At 67.3% G+C, this 18,464-nt stretch carries 14 protein-coding genes; 6 read left to right on the top strand and 8 right to left on the bottom strand.

All coding sequences use genetic code 11. The features are described 5' to 3' along the window. Positions 1-33 precede the first annotated feature (33 nt). A complete protein-coding gene (gene pheT, locus AC07U4_RS14515) occupies positions 34-2,397 on the top strand; it encodes a phenylalanine--tRNA ligase subunit beta (protein WP_495195882.1) in 2,364 nt (787 codons plus the stop codon). A gap of 332 nt (positions 2,398-2,729) precedes the next feature. Here the strand turns inward: pheT and AC07U4_RS14510 are convergent, their stop codons facing one another. Further along, positions 2,730-3,440, bottom strand: a complete 711-nt coding sequence (locus tag AC07U4_RS14510; RefSeq protein WP_038665961.1) for a murein L,D-transpeptidase catalytic domain family protein — start codon at positions 3,438-3,440, stop codon at positions 2,730-2,732. A gap of 206 nt (positions 3,441-3,646) precedes the next feature. Between AC07U4_RS14510 and AC07U4_RS14505 the strand changes: the two genes are divergently transcribed. From AC07U4_RS14505 to AC07U4_RS14495, 3 genes are all read left to right on the top strand, one after another. Further along, positions 3,647-4,207, top strand: coding sequence for a L,D-transpeptidase family protein (locus tag AC07U4_RS14505; RefSeq protein WP_495195881.1), 561 nt, complete (start codon positions 3,647-3,649; stop codon positions 4,205-4,207). Between the two features lie 47 nt (positions 4,208-4,254). Beyond that, positions 4,255-5,130, top strand: coding sequence for an aldose 1-epimerase family protein (locus tag AC07U4_RS14500; RefSeq protein ID WP_495195880.1), 876 nt, complete (start codon positions 4,255-4,257; stop codon positions 5,128-5,130). Positions 5,131-5,437: 307 nt separating this feature from the next. Then, on the top strand, positions 5,438-6,964 hold the full coding sequence (locus AC07U4_RS14495) for a peptide chain release factor 3 (RefSeq protein WP_137899614.1): 1,527 nt from the start codon (positions 5,438-5,440) through the stop codon (positions 6,962-6,964). A gap of 563 nt (positions 6,965-7,527) precedes the next feature. Here the strand turns inward: AC07U4_RS14495 and AC07U4_RS14490 are convergent. The 5 genes from AC07U4_RS14490 to rpmF all read right to left on the bottom strand — a co-directional run bounded on the left by AC07U4_RS14490 (position 7,528) and on the right by rpmF (position 10,526). Next, complete coding sequence (locus AC07U4_RS14490; protein WP_495196179.1) at positions 7,528-7,896, bottom strand: MerR family transcriptional regulator; 369 nt, start codon at positions 7,894-7,896, stop codon at positions 7,528-7,530. Then, complete coding sequence (locus AC07U4_RS14485; RefSeq protein ID WP_038665973.1) at positions 7,893-8,192, bottom strand: integration host factor subunit alpha; 300 nt, start codon at positions 8,190-8,192, stop codon at positions 7,893-7,895. Before AC07U4_RS14485 ends, AC07U4_RS14490 begins: the two co-directional genes overlap by 4 nt. 124 nt (positions 8,193-8,316) lie before the next feature. After that, positions 8,317-9,285, bottom strand: coding sequence for a beta-ketoacyl-ACP synthase III (locus AC07U4_RS14480; protein WP_495195879.1), 969 nt, complete (start codon positions 9,283-9,285; stop codon positions 8,317-8,319). Beyond that, positions 9,282-10,313 (bottom strand): phosphate acyltransferase PlsX, encoded by a 1,032-nt coding sequence (gene plsX, locus AC07U4_RS14475; RefSeq protein WP_038665979.1) that lies wholly within the window; start codon positions 10,311-10,313, stop codon positions 9,282-9,284. Before plsX ends, AC07U4_RS14480 begins: the two co-directional genes overlap by 4 nt. Positions 10,314-10,346: 33 nt before the next feature. Further along, complete coding sequence (gene rpmF, locus AC07U4_RS14470) at positions 10,347-10,526, bottom strand: 50S ribosomal protein L32 (RefSeq protein WP_037532429.1); 180 nt, start codon at positions 10,524-10,526, stop codon at positions 10,347-10,349. A 323-nt stretch (positions 10,527-10,849) separates the two neighbouring features. Here rpmF and AC07U4_RS14465 point away from each other — a divergent pair, with 323 nt between their 5' ends. Together AC07U4_RS14465 and AC07U4_RS14460 are read left to right on the top strand one after the other, a co-directional pair. Further along, complete coding sequence (locus AC07U4_RS14465) at positions 10,850-13,459, top strand: TonB-dependent receptor domain-containing protein (RefSeq protein WP_081974572.1); 2,610 nt, start codon at positions 10,850-10,852, stop codon at positions 13,457-13,459. 447 nt (positions 13,460-13,906) lie between these two features. Further along, positions 13,907-15,964: a hypothetical protein gene (locus AC07U4_RS14460; protein WP_495195878.1), complete on the top strand. Its 2,058-nt coding sequence runs from the start codon at positions 13,907-13,909 to the stop codon at positions 15,962-15,964. Here AC07U4_RS14460 and AC07U4_RS14455 read toward each other — a convergent pair. After that, the gene (locus AC07U4_RS14455) at positions 15,939-16,616 is read right to left on the bottom strand and encodes a DUF6445 family protein (protein WP_495195877.1); all 678 of its coding nucleotides are present in this window, start codon (positions 16,614-16,616) and stop codon (positions 15,939-15,941) included. The genes AC07U4_RS14460 and AC07U4_RS14455 overlap by 26 nt on opposite strands. Further along, complete coding sequence (locus tag AC07U4_RS14450; protein ID WP_495195876.1) at positions 16,613-18,115, bottom strand: tryptophan halogenase family protein; 1,503 nt, start codon at positions 18,113-18,115, stop codon at positions 16,613-16,615. Before AC07U4_RS14450 ends, AC07U4_RS14455 begins: the two co-directional genes overlap by 4 nt. Positions 18,116-18,464 lie beyond the last annotated feature (349 nt).

Raw genomic sequence — 18,464 nt, 5'->3', positions numbered from 1 at the left:
TGGTCGCCGGGATGACGAAGGTCTGGAATCGATATGAAATTCACTCTGTCCTGGCTCCGCGAGCATCTCGACACCGACGCCACGCTCGACACGATCGTCGACGCGCTGACCCGCATCGGGCTGGAGGTGGAGGGTGTCCACAATCCGGGCGATGCGCTGAAGGCGTTCCGCGTAGCAAAGGTGCTCAGCGCCGAACGCCATCCGCAGGCGGACAAATTGCAGGTGCTGTCGGTGGATACCGGTGACGGTCCGTTGCAGGTCGTGTGCGGCGCACCCAATGCGCGCGCCGGGCTGGTCGGCGTGTTCGGTGCGCCGGGCGCCTATGTCCCCGGGCTCGACGTGACGCTCAAGGTCGCGGCGATCCGCGGCGTCGAATCGAACGGCATGATGTGTTCGACGCGCGAGCTGGAACTCGGCGAGGATCACGACGGCATCATCGAGCTGCCCGCCGACGCACCGGTCGGCACGCCCTTCCCGGATTATGCCGGGCTCAACGACGCGGTGATCGACATCAGCGTCACCCCCAATCGTCAGGATTGTATGGGCGTGCGCGGTATCGCGCGCGATCTCGCCGCGGCCGGGCTGGGAACGGTGAAGCCGCTCGCAGTCACCCCGGTGGCGGGCGAGGGCGAGGCGCCCGACGTCCGCACCGACGATCGCGACGGCTGCCCCGCCTTCTACGCGCAGGCGGTCGGCGGCGTGACCAACGGCGAATCGCCCGACTGGCTGCGCCGGCGCCTCACCGCGATCGGGCAGAAGTCGATCAGCGCCTTGGTCGACATCACCAATTACGTGTCGATCGACCTCGGCCGGCCGCTCCACGTCTACGACCGCGCCAAGCTCTCCGGCGGGCTCGTCGCCCGCAAGGCGCGGGACGGCGAGCAGCTCGTCGCGCTCAACGGCAAGACCTATACGCTCGATGCGACGATGACCGTCATCGCCGACGTGGCCCAAGTCCACGATATCGCCGGAATCATGGGCGGCGAGCATTCGGGCGTCTCCGCCGAAACGAGCGACGTGCTGATCGAATGCGCCTATTTCGATCCCGACCATATCGCGCGCACCGGCCAGAAGCTGCTGCTGACCAGCGACGCGCGCCAGCGCTTCGAGCGCGGCGTCGATCCGGCGTTCCTCGACGACGGCCTCGCCATCGCGACGCGGCTGGTGCTCGACCTGTGCGGCGGCACGCCCTCGCCGGTGACGCGCGCCGGCGAACCGCCGCTCGCCCCGCGCGTCTATGCCTATGACCCCGCCAAGGCGGAGACGCTGGGCGGCCTCGCCGTGCCTGCCGATCGCCAGCGTGCGATCCTCGCATCGCTCGGCTTCGCCGTCGCCGACGACTGGCAGGTCACCGTGCCGACATGGCGCCGCGATATCGACGGTGCCGCCGACCTCGTCGAGGAGGTGATCCGTATCGAGGGGATCGACAAGGTCGCGCCGGTGCCGCTGCCGCGCGTCCCCGGCGTGGCGAAGCCGACCGCCACCCCCGAGCAGAAGCTCGAACGCCGCGTCCGTCGCGCCGCCGCGGCGCGCGGCCTCGACGAGGCGGTGACGTGGAGCTTCCTGTCGGAGGCGCAGGCGGCGCCGTTCGGCGGCGGCGCGTGGACGCTCGCCAATCCGATCAGCGAGGACCTCAAGGTGATGCGGCCGTCGCTGCTGCCCGGCCTGCTGTCGGCGACCGAGCGCAACCTCAAGCGCGGCATCGCCACGGTGCGGCTGTTCGAGATCGGCCGTCGCTATCTCGCCGAGGCCGAACATGCGACGCTCGGCCTTGTCCTCGCCGGCAACCGCCGCGAGCGCGGCTGGCGCGAGGGCAAGGCGGCGGGCTTCGACGCCTATGACGCCAAGGCGGAGGCGCTGGCGCTGCTCGCTGCGGCGGGCGCGCCGGTCGACAATCTGCAGGTGATGGGCGAGGCGGGCGACGCTTGGCATCCGGGACAGAGCGGCACGCTGCGGCTCGGGCCGAAGACGGTGCTGGCGCGCTTCGGCATGCTGCATCCCAGTTTGCTCAAGGCGTTCGACCTCGACGGCGCGGTGGCGGCGGTGGAGCTGTATCTCGACGCGCTGCCTTCGAAGCGCGCATCAGGTTTCATGCGCCCGGCCTTCGCGCCGCCGGCGCTTCAATCGGTCCGCCGCGATTTCGCCTTCCTCGTGCCGGCCGAGGTGAGCGCCGACGCGCTGGTCCGCGCGGTGCGTAGCGCCGACAAGGCGGCGATCGTGGCGGCGCGCGTGTTCGACGTATTCACCGGCGCCGGGGTGGAAGAGGGCAAGAAGTCGTTCGCGGTCGAAGTGACGCTGCAACCGACCGACAAGAGCTTCACCGACGAGGCGCTGAAGGCGGTGGCCGACAAGGTCGTCGCAGCGGCAGCAAAGCAGGGTGCAGTGCTGCGGGGGTAATCATTCCTCCCTCGCTTTAGCGGGGGAGGGGGATTATTCGCGAAGCGAATGGTGGAGGGGGCGTTGCCGCATACGGCCAAGTCCGCCGTATCCTCCCCCTCCGTCAGGCCTTCGGCCTGCCACCTCCCCCTGGCGGGGGAGGAATAAAGGATATCTCGTACTCCTGCGTCACCCCGGACTAGTTCCGGGGTCCACTCTGCGGCGGGGAGACTTGCTGGAGGCGCGAGCGTGCGCCTGCGGAACGGTGGACCCCGGAACGAGTCCGGGGTGACGGGTCTTATGCGGTGTCGTTCCGAACCTCAGCCCGGCTCAGTACCGTGCGGTAAACGCCCTCACACCTTGGTCGAGTAGATCATCCGCCCCGGCCCGAGCTGCTCGAACACCTGCGCGAGGTCGCTCTCGCCGACCGCGAAACATCCTTGGCTGCGGCCGAGCATGCCGTGCGTGCGCAGCATGTCGCGGTTGGCATACCAGGCCGAATGGACCACGATCGCGCGCGCCAGCGCATTGTCGTTGGTCGCGTCCAGCCCCATCAGCCGCTGCGAACGGCCGTGCTTGCCGACGTAATAATCCGCGGTGACGAACGCGCCTTCCGACGAGGCGTTGGAATTGGGCTCGTTCGAGAAACGCTTGAGGAAACCGGTATGCGCCGGGTCCGAGCCGCTGCCGTGCGCGACGAGGAACGACTGGCTGCGCCCCGAGACGAGATCGACGAGATGGAAGCGCGCTTCCGACGACGGTGCCGCCATGTCGGCGATCGCGATCCGGTCGCGCTGCGGGATGCGGCGGCCGTGCTGGCTTAGCGCGGCGAGCGCCTGGCGCATCAGGTCGGGGCGCACGACGCGCGACGAGGTGATCGGTCGCGCCGCCACCATCGCCCGCGGAGCGGGAACCGGCGGTTCGGTCATCGGCCGCAGATCGCGCTGGGTGAGGCGACGCGGCGTCGCCGACAGCGTGCCGGGCAGTGCCAGCGTCGCCGCGAGCACAAGCCCGTTCTTCAGCAGAGCCCGTCGGTCGCGTGCGCTATCATGCTCAGTATGCATCAAAATTTCAAAAGCCCCGGTCAATCCCGCTAACAGTCATATAGCAGCAACGGACTTAATTTTCGCCCACCGCACCCCCCCGATCGGCGTTCTGGTTGCACGGTTGGCCGCGAGCGGCCCTCGATTGGTCCCGAATCAGGTTCGGCACGATCCGCGGAGTCGAGCGTTGAGCCGGCAGAAGGGGGAAGCGAAAGGACGACGACAAAATGAAGCATTGGCTCATCATGGCGGGCGCCGCCGTTACCCTCGCCATCGCCCCGGCTCCGGCCTTCGCCGCCGCCGCCACCGATGCGCTCGCGCCCGAGGTGACCACGCTCGCTCCCAACAAATTCCTGTGGAACGACGATGCCACGCTCGGCCCGGTCAGCATCGTCATCTCGATCCCCGACCAGAAGGCCTATGTCTATCGCGGCGAGATCCTGATCGGCGCGTCGACCGTTTCGACCGGTAAGGACGGCAAGGACACGCCGCTCGGCACCTTCCCGATCCTGCAAAAGTCCGAGGTGCACAAGAGCAACCTCTATGACAGCGCGCCGATGCCGTTCATGCAACGGCTGACCTGGGACGGCGTCGCGATCCACGCCGGGATGAATCCCGGCTTTCCCGCCTCGCACGGCTGCATCCGCGTGCCGACCGCTTTCGCCAGGAACCTGTTCGGTGTGACCAGCAAGGGCACGCCGGTGCTGGTCACCGACGCCTCCGCTGTCGAAGGCTGGGTGCCGCCGACCGCGGCGGATGCGGCACCGCTCGACCCGATGGCGCCCTGACGGACGGGCGGTTGCGATCGTGCTTCGGCTGACGCACAAGGCCGCGCATGACCGACCTCGTCACCATCCGCTCGATCGCGCTGACCGCGCAGATCAACCCGCTCGGCGCCGAGCTGACGCATCTGCGCGACGCCGGCGGGCGCGAGTTGATGACCGATGCCGATCCGGCCTTCTGGACCGGGCATGCGCCGATCCTCTTCCCGGTCATCGGCATGCCGTTCGAGGAGACGATCCGCGTCGACGGCACCGCTTATCCGATGAAGAAGCACGGCTTCGCCCGCCGCTCGCTGTTCGAGGTGATTGAGGCGGCGGAGGATCGCGTCACCTTCGCGCTGACCGACAGTGCCGAAACGCGCGCGGCCTATCCGTTCGCCTTCCGTCTCGAACTGACCTACCGGATCGAGGGCGCCACGCTGTGGATCGAGGCGCGGATCGCCAATCCGGCGGACGCGCCGCTGCCGGCGAGTTTCGGCTTCCATCCCGCCTTCGCCTGGCCGCTGCCTTATGGCGAGGATCGCGCCGCGCACCGCATCCTGTTCGACGCCGACGAGCCCGACGCACTGCGCACCATCGCCGCCGACGGCACGATCGCCGAAGCGCGCCGCCCGTCGCCGCTCGATGGCCGCGAACTGGCGCTGCGCGACGATCTGTTCACCGAGGACGCGCTGGTGTGGGACCATATCCGCTCGCAGGGCGTGACCTATGGCGCGGCGAACGGGCCGCAATTGCGCATCGCCTTCCCGGAAACGCCGATGCTCGGCGTCTGGACCAAGCCCGGTGCCGCTTATGTCTGCGTCGAGCCGTGGCACGGTATCGCCGATCCCGAGGGCTATACGGGTGAGTATCGTGACAAGCCGGGCGTGTTCGAAGTGCCGGCCGGCGGCGACAAGCGGATTGAAATGAGCGTGACGCTGAAGGGGTGACGGAATTTTCCCGACATGTGTCATCCCCGCGCAGGCGGGGATCCATACGCGCGGACGTCGCGACTCTATCCGGACCCTGCGCGTCTGGATCCCCGCCTTCGCGGGGATGACGAAGGGGGAGGGGGGCATCCCCAACCCCTCTGTCCTCCACGCCCTACATCTGGCAAAGCACCGCGACGACACGTCTCTCCCGCAGCCGGCCGCCCGCAAGCGTGCCGATCCGGGTGGGGCGCTGCCGACCCCGACGCTCCATCACCTCCACCTTCCGCGACCCGAGCCCGGGTCGCCCGCCAGCCGGATACTGCCAGTGACCTCCCCCCGCCGCACCTTCGCGATCATCTCCCACCCCGACGCGGGCAAGACCACGCTGACCGAAAAGCTGCTGTACTTCGGCGGCGCGATCCATCTCGCCGGCGAGGTCAAGGCACGCGGCCAGAATCGACGCGCACGCTCGGACTGGATGAAGATCGAACAGCAGCGCGGCATTTCGGTTACCTCGTCGGTGATGACGTTCGAGCGGGAAGGCATCACCTTCAACCTGCTCGACACGCCGGGCCACGAGGATTTCAGCGAGGACACCTATCGCACGCTGACCGCGGTCGATTCGGCAGTGATGGTGATCGACGCCGCCAAGGGCATCGAGCCGCAGACGCGCAAATTGTTCGAGGTCTGCCGCCTGCGCTCGGTGCCGATCATCACCTTCGTCAACAAGGTCGACCGCGAAGGGCGTCCGATCTTCGAACTGCTCGACGAGATCGCCGACATGCTCGCATTGGACGTCGCGCCAATGAGCTGGCCGGTCGGCATGGGCGGCGAGTTCGAGGGCGTGCTCGACCTCGTCACCAACACGATCAGCCGCCCCGAGGGCGACAGCCGCGCTTTCCTCGGCAAGACCGAGGCCGACCCGACGCTGTCTGAGCGCTGGGCGGAGGAGATCGAACTGGCACAGGCGGGCTATCCCGAATTCGACGCCGAAGCCTATCGCAACGGCGACCTGACTCCGGTCTATTTCGGCTCCGCGCTCAAGGATTTCGGCGTCGCCGAACTGATCGGCGCGCTCGCCGAACATGCGCCGCCGCCGCGCGCGCAACCGGCCGAGCCCGCCCCCGTCTCGCCCGACAATGACGAGGTGACCGGCTTCGTCTTCAAGGTGCAGGCGAACATGGACCCCAATCACCGCGACCGTATCGCCTTCATGCGATTGTGTTCGGGGACGTTCAAGCGCGGCATGAAGCTGACGCCGACGGGCCACGGCAAGCCGATCGCGGTGCATTCGCCGATCCTGTTCTTCGCGCAGAATCGCGAGCTTGCCGACGAGGCCTTCCCCGGCGACATCATTGGCATCCCCAACCATGGCACGCTGCGCGTCGGCGATACGCTGTCGGAGCGCGCCGACGTGCGCTTCACCGGCCTGCCCAATTTCGCGCCCGAGATCCTGCGCCGCGTCCAGCTCAAGGACCCGACCAAGACCAAGCAGCTCCGCAAGGCGCTCGACGACATGGCCGAGGAGGGCGTGACGCAGGTCTTCTATCCCGAGATCGGCTCTAACTGGATCATCGGCGTCGTCGGGCAGCTCCAGCTCGAGGTGCTGCTCAGCCGACTCGATGCGGAATATAAGGTCGCGGCGGGGCTGGAGCCGGCGCCGTTCGAGACGGCGCGCTGGGTCTCGGCGGAGAACCCGGCCGATCTGAAGGACTTCATGGATCTCAACCGGTCGGCGATGGCCAAGGATCGCGACGGCAATCCGGTCTTCCTCGCCAAGAGCGCATGGGAGGTCAATTACATCGCCGACCGCTACAGCAAGGTCCGCTTCGCCGCGACGCGCGAGCGGTAGGGGGGATCGACATGCGGAGTTCGGGGTTTTTCCTCGAGCTACCGCATATGACCGATCGGGGTTTGCTACCGCCCGTACATCCCCCGTCATGCCGGACTTGATCCGGCATCCCGCTTCTTTTCCCCGACCAGTGAAGCGGGACCCCGGCGCAAGGCCGGGGTGCCGGAAGATATTTGGGAAATCTCGTCCGAACCAGTCAGACGCTCATCTGGCGAGCCTGCCGTCTTCCAAACCTCCACCGTCATCCTGGAGCAAGCCGAGACATCTGCGAAAGCCCTCGAGTGCTCCTGCGAACGCAGGATCCCAGGAGTCTTGAACGCCGCAAGACGTTGTTTTGCTTGGCCCTGGGCTCCTGCTTTCGCAGGAGCACTGTGCTGACCCACCGGTGATGCGGACCTTCGCAGAGGTGTCGAAGACGTTCGGGTGACGAACATGAGGTGAAAAACCGATAGGGCCTCATCACCGCAATCACCCGCGATTGCGCTGCACTGACGGAGAGGGTTTCACCAGACATAGGGCAGGGGGCAGCTATGGCCGCCTCGCACTCCGCTTCATCCGACCGGTCAGGCGGTATCGTCGTCCTGCGTCAGCGCATGGCCGAGATCGTCGCGGATCGCGCGCAACGCGGCAAATATGTCGGGTGCCCCATCGTCCGGGCTAGTCTCCGGAGGGGCGGATTGGCCCAGTACCTGCTGGACGCCGCGGACGGTATAGCCCTGCGCGTTGAGCAACGCATCGATACGCCGCACCAAGGCGACGTCTGCGGGTCGGTAATAGCGACGGTTTCCGGCACGCGTGACTGGGCGCAGCTGCGGGAAACGCGTTTCCCAATAGCGCAGGACATGCTGCGGGAGGCCTGTCGCCTCCGACACTTCCCCGATCGTCCTGAACGCTCCGCTCGCCTTGGGCGTGCCGGAGACCTTGCGGCTCAGCTGGAGGTGACGATGCGTTCGCGCATCATCTGGCTGGCGCGGAAGGTCAGCACCCGCCGCGGCGCGATCGGCACTTCGACGCCGGTCTTGGGATTGCGGCCGATCCGCTCGCCCTTGTCACGCAGGACGAAGGTGCCGAAGCCCGAAATCTTGACGTTCTCACCCCGCGCGAGCGCCTCGCACATTTCGGTCAGAATCTGTTCCACGATCTTCGCCGACTCGGTCCGCGACAGTCCGATCTGACGGTGCAGGGCTTCCGAAAGGTCCGCCCTCGTCAGTGTTCCAACAGTAGTCATCAACACGCTCGCCCCACTCCATCTGCTAGGATGCCCGCGTATAATGTTACACGATAGCAGACGTGTCCGAAAGTGACTTTGTTGTCAGGTTCCCGGCAAGGCCGGAAAAACGAACGAATTGCTGTCAGAAGCGGACGACCGCGGCGCCCCAGGTGAAGCCGCCGCCCATCGCCTCGAGCACGACGATCTCGCCCTGGCGGACCCGGCCGTCGCGCACCGCGACGTCGAGCGCGAGCGGCACCGAGGCCGCCGAGGTGTTGGCATGGCGATCGACGGTGACGACGATCTTGTCGGGCGACAGGCCGAGCTTGCGGCTGGTCGCGTCGAGGATGCGGGCATTGGCCTGATGCGGCACCACCCAGTCGACATCGGCCGAGGTCAGCCCGGCGATGACCAGCGTCTCCTCCAGCACCGCGGCGAGATTGACGACGGCGTGGCGGAACACCTCGCGCCCCTTCATCCGCAGCTTGCCGACCGTGCCGGTGGTCGACGGGCCGCCGTCGACGTAGAGCAGATCGTTGTGGCGGCCGTCGGCGTGGAGCTTGGTGGCGAGGATGCCGCGGCCGCTTTCCGCATCGCTCTCCTGCCCTTCGAGCACGATCGCGCCGGCGCCGTCGCCGAACAGCACCGCGGTGGTGCGATCCTCCCAGTCGAGGATGCGGCTGAACGTCTCGGCACCGATCACCAGAGCGCGGCGATGCACGCCGGTGCGCAGCATCGAATCGGCGACCTGCACCGCATAGAGGAAGCCCGAGCAGACCGCGGCGACGTCGAACGCGACGCAATCGTCGATGCCGAGCATCGCCTGCACCTTGGTGGCGGTCGCCGGAAAGGTCTGGTCGGGGGTGGCGGTGGCGAGGACGATCAGGTCGATGTCGGCGGCGGCGACGCCGGCCGAATCGAGCGCGGCGCGGCAGGCGTCTGCGGCGAGCGTCGCGGTCGTCTCGTGCGGGCCAGCGATGTGGCGGAAGCGGATGCCGGTGCGCTCGACGATCCAGGCGTCGCTGGTGTCGAGCTGCTGTTCCAGATCGGCGTTGGACACGCGCCGCTCTGGCAGCGCCGAACCGGTGCCAAGGACGACCGAACGGATCATGCGGCTTTCTTCTCGAAATTGCCGAGATCGTCGGCGATGCGGCGGGTCAGGTCGGCGCGGACCATCTTGGCGGCATTGCCGATCGCGGTGGCGACGCCGCGCTCGTTGGCGCTGCCGTGGCTCTTCACGACGATGCCGTTGAGGCCGAGGAAGACCGCGCCATTGTGATTGTTGGGATCGAGGTGATCGCGCAGCAGCTCGGTTGCCGGACGCGAGATCAGGAAGCCGACCTTCGAGCGGACCGACGAGCTGAACGCGCGCTTGAGCAGGTCGGCGACGAAGCGCGCGGTGCCCTCGGCGGTCTTGAGCGCGATATTGCCGGCGAAGCCGTCGCAGACGATCACGTCGTGATTGCCCCGGGCGAGCTGGTTGCCCTCGACGAAGCCGGTGAAGGTCAGCGGCAGATGCGTCTGCCCCTTGAGTACCGCGGCGGCATCGCGGATCTCGTCGGTGCCCTTCTGGTCCTCGCTGCCGATGTTGAGCAGCGCGACGCGCGGGCTGTCGAGGTCCATGATCGTGCGCGCGTAGGCAGCACCCATGACGGCGAACTGGACGAGGTTGCGCGCATCCACCTCGGTATTGGCACCGAGATCGAGCATCACGACGTCATTGTCGCCGAGCGTCGGCAAGGGCGCGGCAAGCGCCGGGCGGTCGATGCCGGGCAGGGTGCGCAGCGCGAGCTTGGCCATCGCCATCAGCGCGCCGGTATTGCCCGACGAGACGGCGGCACCGGCACGACCCTGCTTCACCAGATCGATGGCGATACCCATCGAGGTCGTCTTGGCGCGGCGGATCGCTTGGCTCGGCTTGTCGCTCGAACCGACGGTCTCGGGGGCGTGGACGATCTCGCTATGCTGGCTGAGGTTGGGATGGCTCTTCAGCTCTTCCGCAACCTTGGCCTCGTCGCCCACCAGGAAGAAGCGCATGCCTTCATACCGCCGGCGGGCGGCAGCCACGCCGGCGAGCATGACCGCCAGCCCCTCGTCGCCGCCCATCGCATCGACGGCGATCCAGGAAGTGTCGGGCATGTTCAGCGCTTATCCGGATGGGAGGGGAGGGGCTCAGCCCTCGACCGAGACGATCTCGCGGCCGTTATAGTGGCCGCAAGCGGTGCACAGATTGTGCGGACGCTTGAGCTCGCCACAGTTCGGGCACTCCTGGAACGATTCGATGCTGAGCGAATCGTGGCTGCGACGCATGCCGCGCTTGGAGGGAGAGGTCTTTCGCTTGGGGACGGCCATTTCGGCACCTTGTTCTAGAAATCGGCTTACGGAAAACCGATGAGCCCGACGGGCCGCCCGGGCAACCGACGAAACGCCGGCCGCTGGACGCCACCGACAACCGGACGCATCGCGAAGCGGGGGCCTATAGCGAATTTCCGCACCGGCGCAAGCTTCGGCGCATCGCACCCCCTGTGTTCCCGGCTGGGATCCGGCTGTGTCCCCGCCGCCACAGGCTTCACCCATTCTGGTCCGAATCCGCTCCAACCGCTGTTGCCGAGTGCCCGAAAGGTATAACAACGCATGCAGCCGTCAAAGAATGGCAGACGTTTTGGGGAGATACGATGCGCACCGACCATGTTGGTATCCGCGCCCTGCTGCTCGCAGGTGCTGCGACCTTGCCTTTCGCCGCCGCGGCACAGACGGTGCCGGGCGACCAGCCCACCACGCAGGGCGCCACCCAGACGGACACGCAGGCCGGCACGCCCGCCGCTGCGACGGCCCCGGCCGAAGCGAACGACGATCTTCAGGATATCGTCGTCACCGGCCAGACCACCCGCGACCGCCCGCTGATCACCTCGTCCGCCGACATCACCTATGCGACGCGTGAGGCGATCGACCGGCGCGCGCCGCGCTCGACCGCGGATATGCTCGAACTGGTCCCCGGCATCTTCGTCGAGGCGACCGCAGGCGAATCGTCGAACAATTATTCCGTCCGCGGCCTGCAGGGCGGCGGCCAGCGCTTCGTCCAGCTCGAGGAAGACGGCATGCCGATCCTCTATGGCGGCGGCGGTGCCGACTTCTTCTTCCAGCAGGACCTGACGATCGACCGGCTCGAGGCGGTCAAGGGCGGTTCGTCGGGCGTGCTGACCGTCAACGGCGCCGGCGCGACGATCAACTTCATTTCCAAGCGCCCGAATTTCAAGGAATTCGAGGGCGCGGTCCGTCTCACCGGCTTCAACTACGGGCTCAAGCGCGCGGATTTCTATTATTCGGCGCCGCTCGCCGACAATCTGGCGTTCAACTTCGGCGGCTATGTGCAAAGCAGCCCCGGCGTGCGCCGCAACCCGTTCGACTATGCCGGCTATCGGATCAAGGGCGCACTCGAATACCGGCTGCCCGGTGGCGGATCGATTCGCCTGTCCGGCCGCCGCGGCGACATCGAGACCGCTTATTACGCGTCGGCGCCGTATCGCTACGACAATGGCGACCCCGCCAGCATTCCCGGCTTCAACATCCAGAAGGACAATATCGGCGGCGACGCCTTCACCTCGATCAACGTGCCGGTATCGACCTTCGCGCATCCCAGCGGCTACCGGCCGTTCCGCTATCGCGACGGCATCCGCTCGCTCTACAACCAGGCGCGGCTCGATATCGACGTGCCGGTGTCGGAGACGATCAGCCTGTTCGCGCGCTCGCGCTACATCGATTACAAATACGATTTTAACGGCCTGTTCCCGGGGTCGGGGACGGGCAACGCGGGCCTCGCCAGCGCGGTCGACTATCTGACCCCCGATCCGGCACGCTCGCCGATCATCGACGTGCTGCGTGCCGGCTTCGCCGCTTTCCCCGCCACCACCCGTTTCGGCATCCGCAACCTGCGCACCGGCGTGGTGCTCGGCTCGGACCAGACCGCGGCGCTCAACGCGCTCAACGGCAACGGCTTCCTCCAGCGCACGACGCTCAACCACGATGCCGTCCACGGCAAGGATTTCGGCAGCAACATCGGCGCCCGGTGGGAAACGCAGTTCGGCGCGATCAAGAACTCGCTGACCGTCGGCGGCATGTATTACAACGTCAAACGCAGCCAGGATCAGTCGGCGACCGCCAGCGTCGTCAACGACGTCAAGAACAACAGCGACATCTACGACATCGTCGCGCTGAACGGCGCCAATGCGGTGATCGGTACGCTGACCGACAGCGGCCTCGTCTCCTACGGCGATTGGGGCAACGGCATCCGCGAGCGCAAGGACGAGACCGTCTCGCTCTATGCGAATGACGAGATCGCGCTCGGCGATCATCTGCGCATCGACGGCGGCATCCGCTGGGAACGCGACACCGCGACCGCGTTCGACGGTGTATCGGCGGCGACCAACCAGGCGGTGCCGGCCAGCCAGGGCGGCGTGATCCGCACCGTCGGGCCGACCTTCAACGGCCAATATGCCCCGACCAACGTCAGCCGGACGGGCACCGACGGCAAGCTCAGCCAGTCGAAGATCGCCTGGACGGTCGGCGCCAACTATCTCTTCACGCCGAACTTCTCGATCTACGCCCGCTATGCCGACGGCTTCCAGACCAACAACATCGATCCGATCACGACGATCAAGCTCTACGAAGCGGGGCTGCGGTATCAATACGGCCGTCTGTTCACCGGATCGGTGACGGTGTTCCGCACCAATTTCGACGACCAGAATTACAATTTCGCCAATCCTGCCAATCCGGCGGTGCAGCAGAACATCAACGCCGATCTGCGCACCAAGGGGGTCGAGGTCGACGTGCTGGTGCGGCCGATCCGCTGGTTCTCGGTCGATTTCCAGGGCGTGTTCCAGGACCCGAAGCTGGTCAACCTCCAGCTCGATGGTGTCACCGACCCGGGCTATGCCGGCAATCGTCCCGAACGGACGCCCGCGTCGCTGTGGACCGTCACCCCGGCGATCCAATTGCCCAACGGTCTCGGGGAGATCTTCGGCCGCTATAAATATATCGGCAAGATCTTCGCCGATGCCGGCAACGGCGTCGCGCTGCCGAGTTATGGCGTGACCAGCGCCGGGGTGACGCTCAACGTCACCGAGAAGCTGCAGGTGGCGGTGAATGCGGAGAACATCTTCAACGTCGTCGGCCTGACCGAGGGCAATCCGCGCCAGGGGCAGACGCAGGCGATCACCGACGGCTATTTCTACGCCCGCGGCATCGTCGGCCCGACCTATGGCGGATCGGTGACGTTCCGCTTCTGACCGGGTGGACGCCTATCGCCGGGATGATGAGGTGCGCCCGGTTTCTCCAGAAGATCCGTCACCCCGGACTGGTTCCGGAGTCCACGGGAGCGCTGGAGAACGATGTCGCATCAATCCTTCTCTCTCGCCGCGGAGTGGACACGGACCGAGTCGAGGCCTTTGCGAAAGTCCGCGATGCTTGTGGATCAGCACAGTGTTCCTGCGGAAGCAGGAACCCAGGGCCAAGCAGGACAACGTCTCATGGCGTTCGGGACTCCTGGGCTCCTGATTTCGCAGGAGCACGGAGCGACTTTCGGGGGGGCGAACGGGTCGGGTGTGACGGCGTGGACGTCAAAGGGGATCGACCCCGCTTGGGGTCATAGACGATAGTCCATGTGGGATCACGAAAGCGGGGCGGGCCAACGATCGGTTCGAACGATGGCGTCAGCCCCATCGAGGAGTGGTGAGATGAAGACCCTGATATTGGCGCTGCTCGCCGGCGCGGCGATCGGCGGCGCGACATGGGCGGGGGCGCAGCAACGGTCCGTGCCCGAACTCGCCTATCAGGTCACCGAGGGGCAGAACCTCAACGCGTTCCTGCGCGATGGTCCGGTCGCGGCGCATCTGCTGCTCCGCAACGGCAGCGACCCACGCATCCTCGTCGCTTTCCCGGCGGGTAACAGCGGCGTCGGATTGTGGTTCGAGCCGCTCGCCCGTCCCGCGACATGGCGGCTCGAACAACCGCCGCGCGCCGCCTCGGCCGCCGGTGTCGCCGGGCCGCAGCCGGCGATCGTCGCGGTCGCCAGCATCGACGCGCCGCGGCTGCGGATCAAACAGGCGGTGCTGTCGAGCGTCCGCTTCCTGCGCGACTATCAGTCGGTCGGCCGTTTCCCCGAGGCTTTGGCGGTCGATCCGGTCGTGACGGGCGATACGATCACCTGGCGACGGGCCCGGCTCGACGGCGCGCCGGGCTATCTGCTGCAGGTCCGCGTGCGCGCCGGCCGGATCGCCGACGGGGCGATCACCGCCGCACCCGGCCAGCCGATCCGGCTGGAGATCACCGCGTCCAGCGGCGAGACGCCCTTGCACGGGCTGACGCCGGCCGAGTTGCTCAACGCCAAGGCCGCCGCCGATCCGGTCGCGCGCAACGCGCTGCGCTTCCTCAGCTACCGCGAAAAGTTCCTCGCCGGTTCGTGGCGGTTCCAGACCTATTTCGGCCGCGACACCTTGATGTCGCTGCGCCTGCTGATGCCGGTCCTGCAATCGCGCGCGATCGAGGCGGGGCTGGGGTCGGTGCTGGCGCGGCTCGACTCGTCGGGCGACGTCGCGCATGAAGAGGGGATCGGCGAGTTCGCGGTGGTCGATCGTCGCCAGCACGGCGGCAGCGGCGATGCCGCGGTGCTCGATTATGCGATGATCGACGACGATTACATGCTCGCGCCGGTGGCGGCGAGCTACCTGCTCGACCGCGGCGACCGGGCCGCGGCGCAGCGCTTCCTCGCCGCGCGACTGGTCGACGAGGGCATTCCCGGCAAGACCGAACCGGCCGGCGCCGCCTTGGTCCGCAACCTCCGCTTCGTCGTCGCGCACGCGCGGCCGTTCGCCGCGACGCCCGCCGTCGGCCAGTTGATCGGCCTGAAGCAAGGCCGGATGACCGGCCAGTGGCGCGACAGCGAAGAGGGGCTGGGAAGGGGGCGCTATCCCTATGACGTCAATGCGGTGTTCGTACCCGCCGCACTCGATGCGGCGGCGCGGCTGCTCGCCGCCGGGCTGCTCGACCCGTATCTGGCGGGCGACGATCGCGCGATGCTCGCATCGGCGAGCGCCACGGCGCAGGTCTGGCGCCAGCGCGTGCCGGACCTGTTCCGCGTGACGATCCCCGCTGCCGACGCGGCGGCGCGGGTGCGCGGCTATGCGCAGGGCCTCGGCATCCCTGCCGCGCCGGCGCTCGCCGCGCTCGGCGGCAAGCCGCTCGTCTTCCACGCCATCGCGCTCGCCGCCGACGGCAAACCGGTGCCGATCGTCCATTCCGACGAAGGTTTCGCGTTGCTGTTCGCCACCCCGTCGGCCGCCGATCTCGATACCTATGTCGACGCGGCTATGCGCCCGTTCCCGGCCGGGCTGATGACCGATATCGGCCTGCTCGTCGCCAATGCCGCGCAGGCCGACGCCGCGACGCAGGCGCGGTTCACCCCCGCCGCTTATCATGGCGCGGTGGTCTGGTCGTGGCAGCAGGCGCTGTTCGCCGCTGGCCTCGAACGGCAATTGGCGCGGACCGACCTGCCGCCGGCGACGCGTAGCCGGCTGACGGAGGCGCAAGCGCGGCTGTGGCGCGCGATCCAGGCGACGCGCGCGACGCAGAGCTCGGAACTCTGGTCCTGGGCCTTCGCCAACGGCCGCTATGCCGTCGTTCCGTTCGGCGCGGGCAAGCAGGACGTCGACGAATCGAACGCGGCGCAATTGTGGAGCACCGTCTACCTCGCCGTCCAGTCGCCGCGGGTCAGCCCGGCGCCAGGAACGCAGTGATCGTGAGCCGGCCGCGCGTGGGATCGTCGCTCAGCACCGCATCGGGGGCGATCGCACCGCTGTGGAGCAATGCGCTGCGATAGAGGACAGCGCGATTGTAGCGCGCTTCGACCAGCGCGATCCGCTCGAACAGCGGCGTCGATCCGTGGATATAGGCCGGGGCGGGCACGCCGCCGTGACGCAGTTCGGCGTCGAGCTGCTCGAAATAGATCGGCGCGCGGGCACGATCGAGCCGCTCGAACCCGGTGCTGCGATGCCGGTAGAATGCAGTGCCGTCGCCGCCGTCGGGGTCGAGATAATGGACCAGGGCGATCCGGCCGGGATCGACGGCATCGACGTGCGGCAGGCGCTGCGGCAGCGTCAGTCGCGCGGGCGGCGTGGTGACCAGGGCATAGCTCGAGTCGAGCAGCGCCAGTGCGCCGTCATGATCGAACACCCCGGCGAGCGCGCGGGTCAGCGCCGGTCGCACCGCGGCGAAATAGGTGGCGGGCAGGCTGGCGCGCAGGCCGGGATAATGGTGGCGGCCGGGCTCGAAGGGCGCGGTTGTGGCATGGCTGCGCAACGCATCGGGATCGGGGTGGAAGCCGTCGATGATCGCGATCGGCTCCGCCTCGTTGCCGATGCGGCGCGCAACGATGTCCGGCGGCGTCACGACGGCGTGCCGATCATCTGCGCCAGCACCGCGTCGTGCATGGGCAATGTCGGCACAGCCCGCGCAATGACGTCGGCGATCTGCTGGACCTGCGCGCGATTGGCGGCCGGATCGATCGCATCGGCAAGCGGATTATAACCCTGCGCCTTGATTCCCTGGCCATCGAGCACCGCAAGCCAGCTCGCCTCGCGGAACAATTCGTCCGGATCGAGGATCAGCCGCCCCGACCGTCGATATTGTGCGATCCGCTCGCGCAGGCCGTCGGGCAAAGACATCGTTCGACAGTGGCGCCAGAGCGACTCTTCGCGGCTAGTCGCATGGTAATGGAGGATCAGGAAATCCTTGATCCCGTCCATATCGCGCGCGAACGTCGTGTTGAAACGTGCCGCCAGCGCCGGATCGCAATCGCGATCGGGGAACAGCGTCAGCAATTTGGCGATCCCGCTCTGGATCAGATGGATGCTGGTCGATTCGAGCGGTTCAAGGAAGCCAGACGACAGGCCGATCGCCACGACGTTGTCGCGCCACGGCCGGCGCCGCATGCCTGCCTTGAAGCGCAGCAGCCGCGGCTCGGCCAAGGGCTCGCCGTCGAGATTGGCCAGCAACGTCGCGATGGCGGCATCATCGCTGCACTGATCGCTGGCATAGACATAGCCGTTCCCGATCCGATGCTGCAGCGGAATGCGCCACTGCCAGCCGGCGGCACGGGCGGTGGTTCGGGTGTAGGGCGTGGTGGGGGCGACCCGTGCGCAGGGCACGGCCACGGCGCGGTCGCAGGGCAGCCAGTGCGACCAGTCCTCGAAAGGTTCGCCGACGACGTCGTCGATCAGCAGCGCGCGAAAGCCGGAGCAATCGATGAAGAGATCGCCTTCCAGCCGCTCGCCCCGCGACGTGGTCAAAGCGCTGACGAAGCCGGTGTCCGGGTGGCGCTCCACAGTATTTAGCCGGCCTTCGACGCGTGTCACGCCGCGAGTCTCGCTTACCCGACGCAGATAGGCCGCATAGAGGCCGGCGTCGAAATGATAGGCGTAACCGAGGCTCGACAGGATCGACCGCGCATCGCCGCTCGGCCGCGCGAACCGGTTTTCGTCGGCGAGCCCTTCCGCCAGCGACAGGGCGCCGAGCGTCATCGCGAGGCCGTCGGCCGCCGCCTTCAGCCAGCGATGATGGAAGGCGACGCCGGGCAACGCCGCGCCATAATGACCGAAAGGATGGAAATAGCGGTGGCCCGGTGCGCGCCAATCGACGAACGCGATGCCGAGCTTGAACGTCGCCTTGGTCGCCCGCAGGAAGTCGGCTTCGTCGAGCCCGACCAGCGAATTGAACCAGTGGATCGTCGGAATCGTCGCTTCACCCACCCCGACGGTGCCGATCTCCTCCGATTCGAGCAGAGTAACGGTCACCGCGGCGCCGAAGCTATGTGACAGCGCTGCCGCCGTCATCCAACCGGCAGTCCCGCCGCCCAAGATGACCACCCGCCGGATCCGTCTCGATTCCATGGCTTATCCTATCCGCCGGACGGGGAAGGCGCCACTGCCCAGACCATCGGCGAAATACGCTCCGGGCAGGCCTGCCAGAGGCGTTGTAAGCCGCGTGACGGCATGGTTCCCCCACAAATGTCGTAAAAATGCAATTTGGTGTTGACGGGCTGGGGCGGCCCGCCTAGATGGGTGTCACCGCAGCGGTGGCCGACTTGGTCGCCGAGGCAGTCACAACAGACCTGGCGCGCTGACCGCCCCGAGAAAAAGGGGTAAGGGAGCTGTGCCGGTGTTTTTGTCGGCTCTTTGACATTGTTGAACAGATGAAGGGACATGTGGGCGGCGGCTCCGGTCTACGGCGTTTCAAGGC

The sequence above is a fragment of the Sphingomonas sp. GW821-FHT02B09 genome (assembly GCF_059421875.1).
Note: the sequence above shows the minus strand (reverse complement) of the source record. Positions and strands in the feature narration are given on the sequence as shown.